This is a genomic window from Streptomyces sp. CB03238, assembly GCF_002099185.1.
Taxonomy (GTDB): Bacteria; Actinomycetota; Actinomycetes; order Streptomycetales; family Streptomycetaceae; genus Streptomyces.
The window spans coordinates 144,579-159,890 of the sequence record NZ_NBCN01000017.1 but is presented as its reverse complement, the minus strand read 5'-3'; the positions used below and the strand labels follow the sequence as shown (position 1 = coordinate 159,890).

General features: G+C 70.0%; 13 protein-coding genes and 1 pseudogene. 6 read left to right on the top strand and 8 right to left on the bottom strand.

The window, feature by feature from the left end; translation table 11 throughout:
- Positions 1-72: 72 nt before the first annotated feature.
- The 4 genes from BKD26_RS28040 to BKD26_RS28025 form a co-directional block, all read right to left on the bottom strand.
- Complete coding sequence (locus tag BKD26_RS28040; protein ID WP_179166733.1) at positions 73-966, bottom strand: class I SAM-dependent methyltransferase; 894 nt, start codon at positions 964-966, stop codon at positions 73-75.
- A 590-nt stretch (positions 967-1,556) separates the two neighbouring features.
- Positions 1,557-1,763, bottom strand: a complete 207-nt coding sequence (locus BKD26_RS41640) for a hypothetical protein (RefSeq protein ID WP_241518882.1) — start codon at positions 1,761-1,763, stop codon at positions 1,557-1,559.
- 711 nt (positions 1,764-2,474) lie between these two features.
- Positions 2,475-2,717 (bottom strand): DUF5302 domain-containing protein, encoded by a 243-nt coding sequence (locus tag BKD26_RS28030; RefSeq protein WP_084903694.1) that lies wholly within the window; start codon positions 2,715-2,717, stop codon positions 2,475-2,477.
- Positions 2,718-2,918: 201 nt separating this feature from the next.
- Positions 2,919-4,334: a DEAD/DEAH box helicase gene (locus BKD26_RS28025; protein WP_084903692.1), complete on the bottom strand. Its 1,416-nt coding sequence runs from the start codon at positions 4,332-4,334 to the stop codon at positions 2,919-2,921.
- A 762-nt stretch (positions 4,335-5,096) separates the two neighbouring features.
- Between BKD26_RS28025 and BKD26_RS40560 the strand changes: the two genes are divergently transcribed.
- Positions 5,097-5,552: a hypothetical protein gene (locus BKD26_RS40560; protein ID WP_179166732.1), complete on the top strand. Its 456-nt coding sequence runs from the start codon at positions 5,097-5,099 to the stop codon at positions 5,550-5,552.
- On the opposite strand, the gene BKD26_RS28015 is transcribed toward BKD26_RS40560, so the two are convergent.
- Positions 5,531-6,478 (bottom strand): protease inhibitor I42 family protein, encoded by a 948-nt coding sequence (locus BKD26_RS28015; protein WP_241518881.1) that lies wholly within the window; start codon positions 6,476-6,478, stop codon positions 5,531-5,533. The two genes, BKD26_RS40560 and BKD26_RS28015, sit on opposite strands and share 22 nt — an antisense overlap.
- A 1,758-nt stretch (positions 6,479-8,236) precedes the next feature.
- Here BKD26_RS28015 and BKD26_RS28000 point away from each other — a divergent pair.
- On the top strand, positions 8,237-8,878 hold the full coding sequence (locus BKD26_RS28000; protein ID WP_084903686.1) for a histidine phosphatase family protein: 642 nt from the start codon (positions 8,237-8,239) through the stop codon (positions 8,876-8,878).
- A gap of 53 nt (positions 8,879-8,931) precedes the next feature.
- Here the strand turns inward: BKD26_RS28000 and BKD26_RS27995 are convergent, their stop codons facing one another.
- From BKD26_RS27995 to BKD26_RS27985, 3 genes are all read right to left on the bottom strand, one after another.
- Positions 8,932-10,461, bottom strand: coding sequence for an APC family permease (locus BKD26_RS27995; RefSeq protein ID WP_084903683.1), 1,530 nt, complete (start codon positions 10,459-10,461; stop codon positions 8,932-8,934).
- A 105-nt stretch (positions 10,462-10,566) separates the two neighbouring features.
- The gene (locus BKD26_RS27990; RefSeq protein ID WP_084903679.1) at positions 10,567-10,950 is read right to left on the bottom strand and encodes a hypothetical protein; all 384 of its coding nucleotides are present in this window, start codon (positions 10,948-10,950) and stop codon (positions 10,567-10,569) included.
- On the bottom strand, positions 10,947-11,534 hold the full coding sequence (locus tag BKD26_RS27985; RefSeq protein ID WP_084903676.1) for a TetR/AcrR family transcriptional regulator: 588 nt from the start codon (positions 11,532-11,534) through the stop codon (positions 10,947-10,949). The genes BKD26_RS27990 and BKD26_RS27985 overlap by 4 nt, the downstream gene beginning before the upstream one ends.
- Positions 11,535-11,615: 81 nt before the next feature.
- Between BKD26_RS27985 and BKD26_RS27980 the strand changes: the two genes are divergently transcribed.
- The 4 genes and pseudogenes from BKD26_RS27980 to BKD26_RS27965 form a co-directional block, all read left to right on the top strand.
- The gene (locus tag BKD26_RS27980) at positions 11,616-12,035 is read left to right on the top strand and encodes a helix-turn-helix transcriptional regulator (protein ID WP_084903674.1); all 420 of its coding nucleotides are present in this window, start codon (positions 11,616-11,618) and stop codon (positions 12,033-12,035) included.
- Between the two features lie 10 nt (positions 12,036-12,045).
- Positions 12,046-12,462: a VOC family protein gene (locus BKD26_RS27975; RefSeq protein ID WP_179166731.1), complete on the top strand. Its 417-nt coding sequence runs from the start codon at positions 12,046-12,048 to the stop codon at positions 12,460-12,462.
- A gap of 14 nt (positions 12,463-12,476) precedes the next feature.
- Complete coding sequence (locus BKD26_RS27970) at positions 12,477-14,867, top strand: excinuclease ABC subunit UvrA (RefSeq protein WP_084903670.1); 2,391 nt, start codon at positions 12,477-12,479, stop codon at positions 14,865-14,867.
- A pseudogene (locus BKD26_RS27965) lies at positions 14,858-15,288 on the top strand (endo alpha-1,4 polygalactosaminidase); the annotation flags it as partial. The gene BKD26_RS27970 and the pseudogene BKD26_RS27965, both read left to right, overlap by 10 nt.
- Positions 15,289-15,312: the final 24 nt, after the last annotated feature.

The following is a 15,312-nucleotide window of genomic DNA, read 5'->3' as shown; positions in this document are numbered from 1 at the left end:
CGATCTTGTCGGGGTGACCCTCGGTCACGGACTCCGAGGTGAACAGACGACGGGACATGAATCTCCTGTAAGTCAACCGATCCGCGGCACGGGCCCGATGGGCCGACCGACGGCCAGCAAGCTGCGGGCACTTCGGGGCGAGCGAGGCGGGGCGACGCGGCGGAGAGTCCCCGTGCCCACAAGCACGGAGAAGTCGATCGTCTCGCGGCCCTCGGCGAGCAGGCCCGCCGTGAACCGCCGACGGACGCGCTCCACCGCGGCGACGGGCAAGCCGTCGAGCAGGCCTCTGCACCTGGTGCCGGACACCAGGGACCACAACAGGTCGGGGTCGCCGGGCACAGCGAGCGGGACGTACTGCACATCGATGAATGACAGCGAGCGGGCAGCGAGCCAGTCCCGGAACAACCGCTGTGTGCCCATGGGTTGGAGCGGATTGACCAGCCATGGGACGTCGGCAGGGCGCGGCCGTTCCGGCACGACGGCCCGATGGATCAACTCGGGCAGCGGACCGAGCGCACCCTGGGACCAGATGGTCACGGTCAGCCTGCCGCCAGGCCGCACCAGCCTCAGCAGTCGCTCTGTTCCTGCCGCCACGTCGGGGAACGAGGAGATCCCGAGCGAACACACCACGGCGTCGTAACCACCGGTGGGTGCAGGCCAGTCGAGGACGTCGCCGTGCATGAAGCGCACGTTGGAGACACCGCGGATCGTGGCCTTGGCGCGACCCCTCTCAAGCGAGGACTCCGCGAGGTCGACTGCGTCAACCACGCCGTGCGGGCTGACCTGCTCGGCGGCCGGAATCGCGGACGCCCCCGAGTCGCAACATGCGTCGAGTACATGCACACCGGGGCGCAGGCGCGCAGCCTTGACGGTCGCCGCACCGATCGGCGACCACAACGCGCTGAACAGTCGGTCGAAGCTCTCCACCCCTTCTGCCAATCCGGCGGCCACATCGCGCGGTTCCATGCAAACTCCCGTCCGAGGGTGACAGCGAGACCAGCGTATATGAAAATGATAATCAATACTATCCCTCCGGCGATCGCCGCCGCGCCACATCGCCGAGGTCGTCATGGAGGCTTGGCAAGCGGTGCTTCTGCCAGGCGCGGGATCGGAACCCGTTAGCGGCTGACGGAAAGGGAGGAGACGCCCAAGGAGCAGGTGGCCGCCCGGTCGTCTCAACTCCACGCGCGGCAAAGCGCCGTCCGACGGCCGCGGCTTCCCTCACTTGACAGCGGGAGGCCGTGCTCCAACTGCTCCGAGCAGTGGACGCCTTCGCCAGCGCTCGGCGTCACGCCGTGGGCATCATCAGGACGGGCTGTCAGCAGGGCGGGGTATCCCGTACGGCCCGGGTGTTGATCGCCGCGTCCCGATCGTGCGGGCTCACGCTATGCGAAGGGGGCCGGTCCGACACCAGGCGCAACGCCACGGTGATCGTGGCGACGAGCAGGGGCGACGGACACCGACGACATCCATGGTGAAGGCGTCCGGGTCGTCCGGGTCATCGAGGAAGCACTGAACGCGTGGTTGCGCAGCCGGGTGTGCCGGACCACGTTGTCCTAGGTGCCGCTGCTCTGGCTGAGTAGCCGGCTGACCTGGCCACGCATGTGCTCTAGGGCCTCTTCCGCGCTCGGCCCGCCGTTTCCCCACTCGGGGTGCTCGTCCGGGTCATGGATGGCGACGATGTCCACGTCGTGGACGGAAGGGGTGCCGCGGCCGCAAGCAGGCATCAGTGACTGTTCGTTCACCACAGTACGGCCTGCCACGGACAACGCCCCTCACACCAGAGCCGGTTGATCACGATGGGCGCGGTGCTTGGGGCGTCGGATCTGGGAATCACTGCAGGATCCTTCAGCCGAGGTGTCCAAACCGAACAGCAGCGGGTTGTCGTGAGATGGCTCGGGCAGTTGAGGCGGCTGGTGTTCTCCCGGGAGGGCGCTGTTACCGTGTTGATGACTCTGGATGTGATGCATCCGTCGCAGCAGGCGGGGCGTTCAGTGGTCCCTCGAGTCGCCCTGGACAGCTTGTCGGGTTCCGTCCTCAGCGCCCACCAACGCGGTCAGGTGAGCCGGTACCTTGCAGCTCCCGCACCGGGCCATCCTCAGCTCGTGGAGGTACCCGATACGGCCGGACAGCAGCGTCAACGGACCGCGGATCGTCCGTCTGGCGCCAGCCGGCGCCATGGTCGATGACGCCCGCCACGTGGCGGCAACCGGGCGGGTCTCCTACTGGCCGGGACACCACACGGGCTACCTCTTGCCGCCCTCAGGGCCGGCCGGTGCAAATGGCCCGTGCGGCGCCTACCTCGCCATCGACGCCCACACCGCGTACCTGCCGGACGAATCCGCCGTCTACCTCCATGGAGCCACTCATTCGGACGGCTCCGGTGGTGACGCCGGCTGGGATGGCCAGACGCGCCGGCGTCGCCCGGGCCCGTCAGCCGTGCCGTAAGCGGCTGGACCGCAGGGATGATCGGCTCAGCCGCCGCTCTTGCGCCTGAACGACCGCTGGCTCGCAGCCGGGCCGTGCGCCGCACGCACCTTCGACGCATCCGGGTTGGCGGCAACATCGGCCGCGTCCGCCTGGGCACCACGCTTGCGCGCCAGGGCTTCACGGAACTTGCGCTTGAGGTCGTAGTTGCCGTCGCTGTCCGGCGCCAGAGGGGACGTCTCGGGGTCAGCCGGCTCCGAACCTTCCGTAGTTACGGGCTCTGTGGTCATGGTGACCTCCTGGGTTCGGGGGTGGGCAAGCACAGCTTGTCATGCCGGGCGCAGTGCGGGGCGCCGGCAACGTCATCCTGCTCCGTTTCGGCGGGTATCCCTCTCGCGGCCGTGGGCGTTCGCTTCGTGCTGGGCGGCTTCGGGCCGGGCGGAGGGTTGTCGATCCCGTGGCCAGGAGATTCCCTGGCAGGGCAACGGCTCTCAGCCGTTGCGACGCACGAGGGCGGCCTTGCGGGCCTCGGCGAGCTTGCGGGCCTCGCCGGCCTTTCGGGACTTGCCGCCGGCGCCGCGGGACGGGTCCTTGCTGGTGCCGAGGCCGCGGAAGGGAGCGTTGCTGTTCTTGGGCCGGGGGACGGCGGGCCCGCCGTCGAGCGGGGTGCCGGAGGGAGCCTTGGCGCCGGTGATGCGGCTCAGCTCCGCCTCGCCCGAGCGCACCTTGGTGACGATCGGCTCGATGCCGGCCCCGGCCAGCATTTGGCTCGTCTCGCGGCGCTGGCCCGCCAGCACGAGCGTGACCACGCTGCCGGACTCACCGGCGCGGGCTGTGCGGCCCGCCCGGTGCACATAGTCCTTGGGGTCGGTGGGCGGGTCGACGTTGACCACGAGATCGAGGTCGTCGACGTGCAGGCCACGGGCCGCGACATTGGTCGCCACCAGAACGCTGATCTGGCCGTTCTTGAACTGCGCCAGGGTCCGTGTGCGCTGCGGCTGGGACTTGCCGCTGTGCAGGGCCTCGGCGTGCACCCCGTTGGTCCGCAGATGCCTGGTGAGCTGGTCGACGGCGTGCTTGGTGTCGAGGAACAGCAGTACGCGGCCGTCGCGGGCGGCGATCTCCGTGGTGACGGCGTAGCGGTCAGGGCCGTGGACGACCAGAACGTGGTGCTCCATCGTCGTGACCGTGCCCGCGGACGGGTCGACCGAGTGGACGACGGGGTCGTGGAGGTAGCGGCGGACGAGCTGATCGACGTCGCGATCGAGAGTGGCCGAGAAGAGCATCCGCTGACCGTCGGGGTGCACCTGGTCGAGCACGTCGGCAACCTGCGGCAGAAAGCCCAAGTCGCACATCTGGTCGGCCTCGTCGAGCACGGTGATCCGTACCCGTCCCAAGCGGCAGGCGTTGCGCTCGATCAGGTCGTGCAGGCGTCCGGGCGTGGCGACGACCACCTCGGCTCCCTGGCGCAGCGCGGCGACCTGCCGGCCGATGGACATGCCCCCGACGACCGTGGCCATCCGCAGCCGCAGTGCCTCGGCGTACGGCGCCAGCGCCTGGGTGACCTGTTGGGCCAGCTCTCGGGTGGGCACGAGGATCAGAGCGAGGGGCTGCTTCGGTTCGGCGCGCCGCCCGGCCGTACGTGTCAGCAGCGGCAGGCCGAAGGCGAGCGTCTTGCCCGATCCGGTGCGCCCACGCCCCAGGACGTCGCGCCCCTCCAGGGCATCGGGCAGTGTGGCGGCCTGGATCGGGAAGGGGTCACGTACCCCGAGTCCGCTCAGTGTCCGCAGCACCTCCACCGGCAGTTCCAGACCCGCGAAGGAGACGGCCGGGGGCAGCGCCGGAGTCGTGGCCCCGGGCTGGGCGGGACCGCCGTGAACGATGCCGGAGTCATCGGGATGCTTCATGAACAGCCTTCCGCAGGGGAACGTACCGAGGAAGGCCCGGCAGGATTGAACAGCCCCCCCACAAGTGGACCGAACAGGCAGAATCGCCCACCGCGACGACCACGCAAACGCATGACACTAACACAAGGCATGACATCGCGTCGATGACCCGACGCTGCCCGACAGCTCTACGGCACAGTGTGCGGGGTCCCGTCTCACTGGACCGGTATCGGTCAGTGGCCACCGCTCCCGGTCCGGCGGTCCAGGATGCGCGCCGCCTTCGCGATACTCCCGGGCATCAGGGTTCTCCGGCCGGCTTCCGGACGACGGTTCCGGACCGACGCTGACCGCTTGGTGGGTTTTCCGACGCCTGACAGGCAGATGGGAGGACGTAGCCGGTTCAGCCATGGGAAAGGGAGGAATGCACCCACCCGGTCCGGACGGGCCCGTGCATCATGTCCCGCGCCGTACGGTTACCGTCCGCGCGCGGCGGCTGGGCCGGCCAGGCCGGAGCAAGGAACAGCGGCTGTCGCCGGACGAGCTTCCCGTCCTGCGAGCGTAAGGCCGGCGCTCCCGGCTCGGCCGGGAGGCCTCGGGCCGGCCGGCGCGGCAATGGGCGCGCGTAGCCGTCAGGTTTCCGCTCTCCCGTGTCATCGGAGGCTCGGCGGATGCGAAAGCCGCGAACACCCTCGCAGCGGGTACGTCTCGTCCCGGGGCCTCCCTCAGGGTGGGTCGTTCTGGCAGATGGCGAACAGCGGCCCGAGCACGCCGCCGAAGGCGCCGGTGAGCAGGAGCAGGACCTCGAGGGCGGCCGGCCCCACCCGCTCCGCGGGCGCGCAGCCAGGTGGCCACGGTGTCGTCGGCGGCGATCCCGCCCACGGGTTCGGTGCCGGCGCGGAGCCACTCCCGTACGAGGACGGCCGCCTCCCGGCGGGGCAGGGGCTCCGGCAACTCCGCGGCGGGGGCGAGGCCGCCGGCGCGCACGGTGTCGGCGAGGAAGGCGACCGAGCGCGGCTCGGTGCCGAGGCGGTCGAGGATGACGGCTGCGGCCGCAGCGCCGTCGCCGTCGCCGAACGGGGCGGTGCGCCGGGTGCCGGGCTCGGCGGCGAGGCCGTACCGCAGCAGGACGGGGATGTCGAGCTGGGCCAGCTCGTCGTCCGTGCGGTCCGGCGGGTACAGCGCGTCGTCGTTCATGGTGGGGCCTCGGGTGTCTCGGCTCAGTCGACGGTGACGGTGTAGGTGACGCGCTCGGGGGCCTGGGAGGGGGTGGCCGCCCCCGTGGTCGGGGTGCCGGAGGGCCCGCTCGTCGCGGGGGGCTGGGTGGAGGTGTTGCCCTGGCAGGTGGCGAAAGTGCAGTGCAGCAACGTGAACCGGGTGGTCCCCTTGCCCTTGGCCTCGAAGGTGAAGGTGAGCCCGCCGCCGGCACCGGCCACCGGCTCGTCGCCGGAGTCCGGCGCGTACTCCTGGCCGCGGCTGACCAGCACCGAGCTGTCGGGCTTGGGGTCGATCAGGTACCAGTACTCGCGGGTGGAGGCGTTCTGGTCGACGGTGAGCGTGAAGCGCTCGCCCGGCTTGGCGTTGATGGTGGTGTCCTGCACCGGGTGGCTGACGGTGCTCGGGGAGCCGCCGGCCGGTTCGTCGGCGCCCGGGCCGCAGCCCGTGGCGAGAGCGAGGAGCGCGGCCGCCGCGATGGCGGCACCGCCCCTGCTACCACGGAAGACAGACGCTGTACGCGTTGGGGAGATCACTGTTGGAAGCCAATCGGGGTCCCCGCCGTGGAGCTTGTCCTGGAACTTCCCGATCTCGGCGACGCTGTGGCCGGCGGCCAGGGCCTTCATCAGGTAGGCCCGCTCCTGTGGGTTGTCCGACTTGGCCAGCATCCGCTCCATGGCCATCTCGTCGTCGAGGCTCAGCAGGTCCATACGCGTCGACGCGCGCGCCAGGTCGCCGGCCGTGAGGATCTCGTTCAGCTCGGAGTGGGCGCCCGCGACAACGGTGTCGGCGAGCATCAGCTTGTCGACGGCGGTGAGTTCGCTGGTCTCCATCCCCCCGGCCCGTGCCTCGGCGGCCCACTTGTTCAGGTCCCGGGCCGCGCCCACCCGGTCGACCTTGTCAAAGACGCCGCCGACCGTACCTGCCTTGATCTGGTAGCCGTCCGAGCCCACCGTGCCCCCGTACGCAGCCGATCATGACCGCGGCAGGCTAACACGCACCGTACATACGAACGATCACACGTCGTCCGCCGCAACGCCTCCTCCCACATCACACCCCACGGCACGCCCGGGCGCTCATCCCGGCCAGGCGCTTGGCTGCAACTCGCCGTAGGCGTACAGCTCGTACGAGCTGGCGCCTGGGCCCACCCCGCTCTGCCTCGAACCCCGAATTGGCGCCCCCACGTTGCGGCTGCTCATGTGGTCGCTGTCGTTGGCAAGCGAGTACGCCGCCGTGCCCCGCCTCGCAGGCGTGCTCAATGGAGGCCCGGACCTTGGGGCGGGTGGAGCTGTGTTCTCCGTTTCAAGCCGCAAGTCCCTCGTGGCCACGCTCGCGTTCGTCCCCATCGCCAGGAACCCCTACGCACCTGAGATCACTGCCCACCAGTATCTCGCCGGGCGGTCTCCCTATCGGCCGTACCGTGCGGGCCAGGATCAGGGGGCTGGTGCGTCCAGTGCTGTTGGTGAATGTGGGCGGACCGCCGAACCTCTGTGCTCCTGGAAGACGGCTCCCTGCCCGTTGGCTGCGGATCAAAGGCGTTCGCTGCACAACGGCACGCCCGGCACTCGCACACTGTGGAAGAGATCGGCGCATATCTGCGTCGGGCGCTCCATCGCGTCGTCCTGGGTGCCGTAGTCGACCTCTTCGCGTTGTTTACAGAGAGCATCGCGGAACCGAATCGTGTACGGGTGCGGGCCACGTGTCTGCGTGAGCTCACAACGAGTCAAGTGCCTAGGCGGCAAGCTGACCACGTTCCGACTGACCCAACGTCAGGTCTGGTCGTGAGGGCCGCGCCGGCCCGTCCATTCCCCTACCGCGACGACGATGCCAGCGTACGCAACGTCCATCGGAGGCTCGCCGTGATCGCCGTCACTGCGGCATCTGAGCGCGGGTGTATTCGAGGTCCGAGACCGGACTGAAGGCCGCCAGCGACGGTCGATCGGCGTGCAGGGCGTGGAGCAGGCATCCTGCTCCGATGCGGGCAGCGTGTCCGTGCCGCGAGCTGCACCCGCTCCTCTGCGGGATCGAGGGCCTGCTCATCGGGGCGCTCCGTACGGAAGACGAGGCGCGGAAGGTCGTCGAGAGGCTCTACGGCCGCCTCATGGGACTGCAGGCCGTTGACGGAACCCTTGCGGAGACCACGGGAGGGGGGATCGTGCGTTCCGACGTTCTCGCCCGGGCCTTGCGCATCGGCCTCCTGCTGCGCGGCCGTGGATACCTGCAGGGGGACCACTGGACCGGACGTCTGGAGGGGCTGACGCGGGCGCTGCACGGCTTCGTGCGACGGCCGACTCGCTCTTGCAGGTACAAGACCGGCCCCGCGGAAGGGGGCTTGATCGCGCATGCTGCCGGCAGAAGGATCGGCGACAGCAGGATCAGTGCCAGCAGAGCGAGAACGATGTCGAGCACACGCTTTCCGAACAGTCGGCGGCTGCTTGCTGCAAGGAGGACGCAATCGAGACGTCGATCGGGGCAGCGGCGTCCTGATGAGTGTCCGAGATGGGCCGCGTTCGTACAGCGTTTCTCATCGTGACGGCGACATCGCCGTTCATGGTTCGGTCGGGTTCGGGGGGGGCATGCAAGCAGTCTGCGGTGGTGCCGAGGCAGGTTCATCGGTAACCGGATCCAATTGTCCGCCGCGGGGGATACCCAGATACGCCGAGCGTCGACTCCGCCAAACGAGTCGCTCCCTCCAGCGAAGGCCCGCACTCATGCGCACTCTTTACGTCGTCACCCATCCGGAGGCGACACATCACGTCGAGGGAGTCGTCGGCGGGTGGCACGACTCGCACCTGACGCCCGCCGGCCTTCGCGCGGCGGCCTCCATCGCCCGGGCGCTGCGTGCCCGGGTTCCGGACGGCGCCGAGGCGGAGCTGTTCAGCTCGGATCTGCGGCGCACCCGGCAGACGGCCCGGGCGATTGCCGAGCTGTTCGGAGTGGAGCCGATCCTGGATCGCAGGCTGCGGGAGAAGTCCTACGGAGCGGCGGAGGGAAGGCCGCAGGAATGGCTGGACCGTCGGTTCGTCCCGCCGCCGGCCGTCGGCGAACGGCTGGAACACGACGAGGGCGTGGAGGGCGCCGAGACCAAGGCGGCGTGGGTGCGGCGCGTCTACGCGGCCACGGACGAGATCCTGCGACGCCCGTGCGCGCGTCAGATCATCGTGACGCACGGTGGCTCCCTGACGTTCGTCGTGGCGTCCTGGATCAGGGTGCCGGTCGAGTCCGTCGGCCATGCCAGTTTCCGGGCGCCCGCCGGCAGCATCACCACGCTGTACGAGGACGACTTCTTCCACAATCGCCAGGTCGTCAGCCTCGGCGACACTCGCCATCTCGACTCCGCCGGAGCCGGTTGACCTGGCGCCGACTCCACCAGGGTGCCGCCGTCGGCGGTGCTGGGATGTCCACGTCAGTCGTCCACGACGAGGGGCGGCGTCGTGTGGTGCAGCACCTCGCCGCGGAAGAACTCGGGGCTGTGGCGCCGCATCAGCAGCATGATCGCGGCGCCGAGGAGCAGCAGGCCCACGCCGATGACGAAGACGCTGCCGATGCCGGCGACCGAGCTGCCGCTGCCGTAGGACGGCTCCCAGGTGTCCCGCAGGGTTCTGAGGAACACGCCGGTGAGCATGAGGCCGCCGAGGCCCGGCATGAGGCCCTTGATCAGCAGGCTGCCCGGTGAGTGCCGCAGTTGGTGGCGGAAGAACCAGACGCAGGAGAAGGCCGTGATCCCGTAGTAGAAACTGATCATGAGGCCGAGGGCGAAGACGGTGTCCAGTAGCACGTTCTCGCTGACCAGGGTCATCAGCGTGTAGAAGGTGCCGGTGACGACGGCCGCCGCGACGGTGGCGCGGGCGGGGGTCCTGAAGCGCGGATGGACGGCGGCGAACGTCGACGGCAGGGCCTTGTAGGCGCTCATCGCCAGGGCGGTGCGGGCCACCGGGATGAAGGTGGTCTGCAGGCTGGCGGCAGCGCTGGTCAGCACCGCGACGAAGAGCAGCACGCCGAGACCCGAACCCATGACCGGATCGGCGAGCGCGGCGAAGACGTTGTCGGCGGTCTCCGGGTTGCCCAGGCCGGTGCCCTGGGTGCCGACGCCTGCGTACATCTGGGCGGCGACGGCGACGAGCAGGTACGTACAGACGATGACGACGATGGAGAGCAGCGCGGCGCGGCCGGGCGTCCGCTCGCTGCCGGTGCTCTCCTCATTGACCGTCAGACAGGTGTCCCAACCCCAGTAGATGAAGATCGACAGGGTGACGCCGGCGGTGAAGGCCGTGAAGGAATCGACACCGAACGGGTCCAGCCAGGACCAGGAGAAGCCGAGCGCGCCCTCGGCCTCGCCGGATGTGGAGATCGCCATGACGATGAACAGGGCGAGTACGACCAGTTGCAGGCCGACCAGCACGGACTGCAGCCACTCGGTGAGGGTGATCCCGCGGTAGCTGATCCAGGTGGCGACGGCGATGAAGGCCAGGGTGGTCGGGATGTGCACGGCCTTGTTGTCGTTGAGTTCGGTGACGTCCGGGCTGCCGGTCACCTCCCCCAGGAAGAGGTAGAAGAACTCGGTGGCCACCCCGGCCAGGTTGGAGAGCACCACGATGGACGCCATCAGCATGCCCCAGCCGCACATCCAGCCCGTCTTGGGGCCGAAGGCCTTGGCCGACCAGGCGAAGGAGGTGCCGCAGTCGGGCATCACCTTGTTCAGCTCGCGGTAGGCGAAGGCCACCAGCAGCATCGGCACGAACCCGGCCAGGAAGATGCCGGGCATCCGCAGCCCGGCCTCCCCGACGGTCGGTCCGAGGGTGGCGGTGAGGCTGTAGGCAGGGGCGACGGTGGAAATACCGATCACCGTGCCACCGAGCAGGCCGACGGTGTCCCGGCTCAGACCCTTGGCCTTGAGATCCTCGCGATCGTTTCCCTGTGGAGCGCCTTTCTTCATCCCTGCAGTCTGGTCGTTTCGACGGGGAGAATCCCGAACGTGACGAGGTGGCGCGTGAAGTGGCGTTCGAGCCGCCGTGTCGCGCTCGGCCTCCGGGGAGTCGTCTCAGGCGGCCGTCGCGCCGGCCGCCGCCAGAACCGCCACCGGCAGCAGCAGCATCCATTGCGGCAGGCGCAGCCATGGCTTCGGCCGGCGCGCCGCCAGTGACACCACCAGGAACACGCCGGAGTAGGCCACGAAGTGGGCGGCCAGGAGCCAGGCGATGGTGTCGCCGCCGGGTCGGTCACCGAGGGCGAGCCAGATCAGGGCGGCCGCCGCCAGCACCAGGTCGGCGGTGACCAGGTGCCAGACCGCGTGCAGGACACTGCGGGGCTCTTCGGGGAGGTCGCCGGCCAGCAGGGGGCGGACGACGTCCCGGCCACCCGCGACGGCGTGGATGGCCGCGACCGCGGCGGCGGTTGTCCCGGCGGCGAGGAACCAGGCGTTCATCGGGTCTCGATTCCGCGGCCCACGATGGCCGCCAGTTGTGTGGCCAGCCTCGGGCCGGGTTGCTCGCCCACCAGGCCGATGTGGAAGAAGACGGCCCCGGCCAGCGTGTCGAGTACGAGATCGACCGGCACGGCGGGGTCGGTCTCCCCGCGCTGGGCGGCTCGCTCGAACACCGCCACCAAGGAGTCCTTGGCCGGGGCCAGGAACTGGGAGCGGATGCGGGCCCGCAAGTCCGGGGTGGCGGCGAAGTCGGCCAGCAGGCCCGGTAGGGCGGCAGCGGCGGCCGGGGCGGAGAACTCCCGGATCAGGGCCTCCAGGAGCGCCGTGAGATCACCGGCCAGCGTGCCGGTGTCCGGTGCCGGAGCCGCCTCGGTCTGGGTGAAGACCGCCTCGTACACCAGCTCGGCCTTGCCCGACCAGCGCCGGTAGACGGTGTCCTTGCCGACGCCCGCCCGAGCCGCCACCGCCCCGATCGAGGTGTCGGCGTAGCCGACTTCGGTCACCAACTCGGTCGTGGCGGTCAGGATCGCCTGATGGGCACGACTGTCTCGGGGACGCCCACGCGGGGCGCTGGGCAGCGTCATGGAATAACCATACAGGACGACCCGTTGGGTAATGTGCGGCATCCGGCGCACGGCGTCCCGGGGCTGTGGGATGGTGGTGGCGTGACGCGGGAAGACCTCGTCCGGCTGCGCCGGGCCCGTGACCTGATGGACCGCGAGTACGCGCAGCCGCTCGACGTTCCCGCGCTGGCGCGGGTCGCCCTCATGTCGCCGGGCCACTTCTCCCGCAGCTTCCGCGCCGCCTTCGGGGAGACGCCGTACAGCTATCTGATGACGCGCCGGATCGAGCGGGCGAAGGCGCTGCTGCGGCGCGGTGACCTGACGGTGACGGAGGTCTGCTTCGCGGTCGGCTGCACCTCGCTGGGGTCGTTCAGCTCGCGGTTCACCGAGCTGGTCGGCGAGAGTCCGAGCGCCTACCGGGCCCGCCGCCATGACGAGGGCGCCGCCGTCCCCGCCTGCGTCGCGAAGGTCCACACACGACCGGTCAGGAATGGAGAAGCGAAACGCGCCCCCCGCCCGTAGCGTGAAGCGCATGGACATCAGCCTTTCGCAGTGCTTCATCGCCGTCGACGACCACGACAAGGCGCTCGCCTTCTACCGCGACGTTCTCGGCCTGGAGGTGCGCAACGACGTCGGGTTCGAGGGGATGCGCTGGGTGACCGTCGGCTCGCCGTCGCAGCCCGATGTGGACATCGTCCTGGAGCCCCCTCTCGCGGATCCGAACGCCTCCCCCGCCGACAAGGAGGCCATGGCGGAACTGCTGGCCAAGGGCCTGCTGCGCGGTGTCATCTTCAGGACCGACGACTGCGACGCCACCTTCGAGCGCATCCGCGCCGCGGGTGCCGAGGTGTTCCAGGAGCCGACCGACCAGCCGTACGGCGTCCGCGACTGCGCCTTCCGCGATCCCTCCGGCAACATGCTGCGCTTCAGCCAGCCCCGCACGCACTGAGCCGAGGAGACACGATGAGCAGGGCTCCGAGGACGGACACGCGCCCGCCCGCGCCGCACGCCGCCGACAGCCACGAGCTGATCCGCGTGCACGGCGCACGCGTGAACAACCTCAAGGACGTCAGCATCGAGATACCCAAGCGCCGGCTGACGGTGTTCACCGGCGTCTCCGGCTCGGGCAAGAGTTCGCTGGTGTTCGACACGATCGCCGCGGAGTCGCAGCGGCTGATCAACGAGACGTACAGCGCCTTCCTCCAGGGCTTCATGCCCACCCTGGCCCGGCCCGAGGTGGACGTTCTGGAAGGGCTGACGACGGCGATCATCGTCGACCAGCAGCGGATGGGTGCCGACCCCCGCTCCACGGTCGGCACCGCCACGGACGCCAACGCCATGCTGCGCATCCTCTTCAGCCGGCTCGGGCAGCCGCACATCGGCCCGCCCAGCGCGTACGCCTTCAACGTCCCCTCGGTCCGGGCGAGCGGTGCGATCACGGTCGAGCGCGGTGCCAAGAAGGCGGTGAAGGCGACCTACTCCCGCACCGGCGGCATGTGTCCGCGCTGCGAGGGCCGGGGCGCGGTCTCCGACATCGATCTCACCCAGCTCTACGACGACTCCAAGTCGATCGCCGAGGGCGCGTTCACCATCCCCGGCTGGAAGTCGGACAGCTTCTGGACCGTACGGCTCTACGCCGAGTCGGGGTTCCTCGACCCGAACAAGCCGATCCGCGAGTTCACGAAGAGGGAGATGCACGACTTCCTCCACCGGGAGCCGACCAAGGTCAAGGTCGAGGGCGTGAACCTCACCTACGAGGGACTCATCCCCAAGATCCAGAAGTCGTTCCTGTCCAAGGACAAGGAGGCGATGCAGCCGCACATCCGGGCGTTCGTGGAGCGGGCGGTCACCTTCACCACGTGTCCGGAGTGCGACGGCACCCGGCTCAGCGAGGCTGCCCGGTCGTCGAAGATCAAGGGGGTCAGCATCGCCGACGTCTGCGCGATGCAGATCAGCGACCTGGCCGCATGGGCCTCCGGCCTCAAGGAGCCTTCGGTGGCGCCGCTGCTCGACGCCGTGCGGCACACCCTCGACTCTTTCGTGGAGATCGGCCTCGGCTACCTCTCGCTCGACCGGCCGTCGGGCACGCTGTCGGGCGGCGAGGCGCAGCGCGTCAAGATGATCCGCCACCTCGGCTCCTCGCTCACCGACGTCACCTACGTCTTCGACGAGCCCACGACCGGACTGCACCCCCACGACATCAGCCGGATGAACGGCCTGCTGCTGCGGCTGCGGGACAAGGGCAACACGGTGCTCGTCGTGGAGCACAAGCCGCAGACGATCGCGATCGCCGACCACGTCGTCGACCTCGGCCCCGGCGCCGGTACGGCGGGCGGCACCGTCTGCTTCGAGGGCACCGTCGAGGGGCTGCGGGCCGGCGGCACCGTCACCGGCCGCCACCTCGACGACCGGGCCGCCCTCAAGGGGACGGTGCGCAAGCCGGCCGGCGCGCTGGAGGTCCGCGGGGCCACGGCGCACAACCTGCGCAACGTCGACGTCGACATCCCGCTGGGGGTGCTCGTCGTCGTCACCGGCGTCGCAGGCTCGGGCAAGAGTTCCCTCGTGCACGGGTCGATCCCGGCCGGCGAGGGTGTGGTGTCGGTCGACCAGGGCGCCATCCGCGGCTCGCGGCGGAGCAACCCGGCGACGTACACCGGCCTGCTCGACCCGGTCCGCAAGGCGTTCGCCAAGGCCAACGGCGTCAAGCCGGCGCTGTTCAGCGCCAACTCCGAGGGCGCCTGCCCCACCTGCAACGGCGCCGGGGTCGTCTACACCGACCTGGCGATGATGGCCGGCGTCGCCACCACCTGCGAGGAGTGCGAGGGGAAGCGGTACCAGGCGTCGGTACTGGACCACCACCTCGGCGGCCGTGACATCAGCGAGGTGCTCGCGATGTCGGTGACCGAGGCCGAGGAGTTCTTCGGCTCCGGGGAGGCGCACACTCCGGCCGCGCACCGCGTCCTCGGCCGGCTCGCCGACGTCGGGCTCGGCTACCTCAGCCTCGGCCAGCCGCTCACCACGCTGTCGGGCGGCGAGCGGCAGCGGCTGAAGCTGGCGACCCACATGGCCGAGAAGGGCGGTGTGTACGTCCTCGACGAGCCGACCGCCGGGCTCCACCTCGCCGACGTCGAGCAGCTGCTCGGCCTGCTCGACCGGCTGGTCGACTCCGGGAAGTCGGTCGTCGTCGTCGAGCACCACCCGGCCGTGATGGCGCACGCCGACTGGATCATCGACCTGGGCCCGGGTGCCGGCCACGACGGCGGCCGGATCGTCTTCGAGGGCACACCCGCCGACCTCGTCGCCGCCCGCTCCACCCTCACCGGGGAGCACCTCGCGTCCTACGTCGGCGCCTGACCGGGCTCCCCCTCATGGAACGGCGCTTCGACATGTGCGGGGACAAGGGCTTCGACGCGGTGGAGCCCGACCTGGTGGAGGGCTACGCCGACGACACCGGCTTCCCGCTCTCCGCGCGCGACCAGCTCCCGTACAACCGCATGATCGCGGCCATCGCACACGCACGCGGCCTGTCGGTGGGCCTGACGAACGACCTGCCCCGATCTCCGAGCTCGTGGACCACTTCGACTTCGCGGTCAACGAGCAGTGCGCGCAGTGCGACTTGTGCGCCCGGCTCACACCGTTCATCGCGGCCGGCAAGGCGGTGTTCCACGTGGAGTACACGGAGCCGGCGAGTGGCTTCTGCCCGGTGTCGCGCGAGCTGAGGCTGTCCTCGATGCTGAAGAAGCCGGACCTCGGTGTGTGGCGCAGGGCCTGCTGACCGCCGGTGGCCGGCCGAGTGCGT